Source organism: Pseudomonas sp. P4_C3 (assembly GCF_056402075.1).
Genome location: NZ_JBFUIC010000446.1, coordinates 1 through 2,788 on the forward strand (window position 1 = coordinate 1; position 2,788 = coordinate 2,788).

General features: G+C 59.0%; 2 protein-coding genes and 1 pseudogene. 1 reads left to right on the forward strand and 2 read right to left on the reverse strand.

The genetic code is table 11. The annotated features are described in order from the left end of the window. Nucleotides 1-120: pseudogene (locus AC1DVH_RS29095) on the forward strand (2-amino-4-hydroxy-6-hydroxymethyldihydropteridine diphosphokinase); the annotation flags it as partial. 111 nt (nt 121-231) lie between these two features. Here AC1DVH_RS29095 and folK read toward each other — a convergent pair. After that, nucleotides 232-717 carry a 2-amino-4-hydroxy-6-hydroxymethyldihydropteridine diphosphokinase gene (folK, locus tag AC1DVH_RS29100; protein WP_477756692.1) on the reverse strand — a complete coding sequence of 162 codons (486 nt, stop codon included), beginning with the start codon at nt 715-717 and terminating at the stop codon, nt 232-234. Between the two features lie 3 nt (nt 718-720). After that, nucleotides 721-2,121, reverse strand: coding sequence for a polynucleotide adenylyltransferase PcnB (locus tag AC1DVH_RS29105; protein ID WP_008050165.1), 1,401 nt, complete (start codon nt 2,119-2,121; stop codon nt 721-723). Nucleotides 2,122-2,788: the final 667 nt, after the last annotated feature.

A 2,788-nucleotide genomic window follows, 5' to 3' on the forward strand; every position in this document is an offset into this window, starting at 1 on the left:
GTGTTGTATCCGCTGGCGGAACTGGCACCTGCGGATCTGCGCTTGGCCGATGGCCAGACCTTGGACGAACTGCTCAAGGCATGCCCGTTCGTCGGCCTGGAACGCCTGCCCCCGAACTGACGAAAATCCCCTGTAGGAGCGAGCCTGCTCGCGATGGCAGTGTGTCAGTCAGCATTTCATTCGCTGACAGACCGCTATCGCGAGCAGGCTCGCTCCTACAGGGGATTTTCGTCAGTTCGGGGGCAGGCGTTCCAGGCCGACGAACGGGCATGCCTTGAGCAGTTCGTCCAAGGTCTGGCCATCGGCCAAGCGCAGATCCGCAGGTGCCAGTTCCGCCAGCGGATACAACACGAAGGCCCGTTCCTGCATATGGTAATGGGGAACCTTGAGGCGCGGTTCGTCGATCAGGCGATCACCGAACAACAAGATGTCGAGGTCCAGCGTGCGCGGTCCCCAGCGCTCAAGACGCTCGCGACCCTGGCCGTTTTCGATGGCCTGCAAGGCATCCAGAAGGTCCAGCGGCGCCAGCGTACTGTCGAGAGCGGCCACCGCATTGGTGTAACGCGGTTGGCCGGGCAGCAGCGAGTCACTTTGGTAAAACGCAGAAACCCCGACCAGCGCCGTTTGCGGCAAATGCGCCAGCGCCTCGATGGCGCTGCGCAATTGTTCGGCGGGGTCAGCCAGATTGCTGCCCATGCCGATGTAGATGCGTTCCATGGATTACTCGCCCGTGGTGCTCGAAGCGCCGGCAGCGCGTTTGCGCTTGGAACCACCGCTGCGGCGACGCTTGCGCGGGGCGCCGGTGCCTTCGTCCTTGCCGCTGAGGTCGCGAATCATGTCACGGCGCTCGCTTTCGTTGGCGTCCTGGTAGTCCGTCCACCATTCGCCCAGGCCATCGGTCTGCTCGCCGGCGCTTTCACGTAGCAGCAGGAAGTCGTAGCCGGCGCGAAAACGCGGGTTGTCCAGCAGCAGATCGGCACGCTTGCCGCTGCGGCGCGGCAGGCGTTCCTGCATGTCCCAGATTTCGCGGATCGGCATGGTGAAGCGTTTCGGAATCGCGATGCGCTGGCACTGTTCGGCAATCAGCTCGTGCGCCGCTTCCTGCATCGCCGGAATCGGCGGCATGCCACGCTCCTGCAGGCGCAGGACGCGGGCTGGCAGGGCAGGCCAGAGCAGGGCTGCAAACAGGAACGCCGGGGTGACCGGTTTGTTCTGCTTGATTCGCAGGTCGGTATTGATCAGGGCTTCGCTGATCAGGGTGTGGGTGTACGTCGGGTTGTATTCCAGTGCTTCGGCACTGGCCGGGAACAGTGGATCGAACAACTGCAGGTCGACCAGCATTTCAAACGTATCGGCGGCATGGCCGGAGAGGAACAGCTTGAGCACCTCTTCGAACAGGCGGGCCGACGGGATCTCGCGCAGCATCGGCGCGAGGCCGCGGATCGGCAGGGCGCTGTGTTTTTCGATGCCGAAGTTCAGCTTGGCGGCGAAACGCACGGCCCGCAGCATCCGTACCGGGTCTTCCTGATAGCGTTGCGTCGGATCGCCGATCAGGCGGATCAGGTGATTGCGGATGTCGTGTACGCCGTTGGCGTAGTCGAGGATGCGTTCGCTGACCGGATCGTAATACAGGGCATTGATGGTGAAGTCGCGACGTTGCGCGTCCTCTTCCAGGGTGCCATAGACGTTATCGCGCAAGATGCGCCCGCTTTCGTTGCGCGAAGACTGATTGCTGTCTTCCTCGTCTTCGTTCTGCGGGTGATTGGCGCGGAAGGTCGCGACTTCGATGATTTCGCGGCCGAAGTGGATGTGCACCAGTTTGAATCGGCGCCCGATGATTCGCGCGTTACGGAATTCGGCCCGCACCTGCTCGGGTGTGGCGCTGGTGGCAACGTCGAAATCTTTCGGTGTGATACCCAGCAGCATGTCGCGCACGCAGCCGCCAACCAGGTAAGCCTGATAACCGGCGCTCTGCAGGCGTTCAACGATATTCACCGCGTAACGGCTGAATTGCGCCTTCTGCAGCGAATGTTGGCCGCTGTTGAGCACTTCAGGCGTGCTGCGAATGTGTTGCGTAGGACGCTTGGGAGAACGGAATGACTGGAACAGCTTCTTCAGCATGGGATGCACTGTTTGAAGGAATATTCGGCCATAACAAAAGAATGACCGCATGATGGGCGGGGATTCTAGCATTTAGTCAGGGGATGGTGTAGGACGCAGCAGATATGAGCTGTAGGCCGCAGGCTTCAAGGCCGGAACGAGCCGATTTGCGGGGGATTTGCGAATCGCAGAAACCACAAGGGGAGCCGAAGCTCCCCAAGAAGTAGTTGCATGCTCTATTTTTATTTTTGGTTTCGGGCTTCTTGTTTTTGTTGAGTGCCCTCGCCATGAAGCTTTCCTTCATGACCCTCCCAATCGGGAGTCAAGAGCAAACGGATTGCTTTGGTCGCTGAATTGCAGTGATCTTTCGATCCAACCAGTACAGGTTCTGTCTTAAGACAGTTTTTTGTTGTTCTCGGCCTGGTCGTGGGGCAAGCCCCAAATACAACGCCTCTCCAAAAGAATCAGTTAGCTACGCCTCTCGCCGTCTTGTTTTTATTGTGCGTGAGTCGATTCGTCTTATTTTTATTGTCTTGTGCATTGCTTGTTATTGTTCTTGTACCAAACATATAGCAGGGTGCGTGCCAACTTTTGCGAAACCCAATGAAACAAGGGGTTAGGCCGCTCGGCAGGCATTTCGAGGGCCAAAAAAAGCCGGGGCTTCGTTACCGTAAGCCCCGGCTTCTGT